Annotated in this window: 1 pseudogene; it reads left to right on the top strand. The window is 64.3% G+C overall.

Annotation, left to right across the window (positions count from 1 at the left end):
- A pseudogene (locus tag VJI94_RS08390) lies at nt 1–272 on the top strand (hypothetical protein); the annotation flags it as partial.

Below are 272 nucleotides of genomic sequence, written 5' to 3'. Positions count from 1 at the left end.
AGGGCTTGGGCTTTACCTGGGGTGCTGTCGCCTTTGGTGCGCTGATCGGCATCACCTATGCCGCGTGGCGCATAGGTGGCAACGCCGTGCTGACCTTCTGGATCGGCTACCTCCTGACTCGTCCCTTCGGCGCTGCGCTCGGCGACCTGCTGACACAGGCCAAGACCTATGGCGGCCTCGGAATGGGGGCCATGTGGACCAGCGCCCTGTTCCTCTCAATCATCGTCATGCTGGTGGCCGTTGCGCAGTTCGGCATGAACGCAGGCCGCTCC

The sequence above is a fragment of the Parvimonas sp. D9 genome (genome assembly GCF_035282565.1).
GTDB lineage: Bacteria > Bacillota > Clostridia > Tissierellales > Peptoniphilaceae > Parvimonas > Parvimonas micra.
Note: the sequence above shows the minus strand (reverse complement) of the source record. Positions and strands in the feature narration are given on the sequence as shown.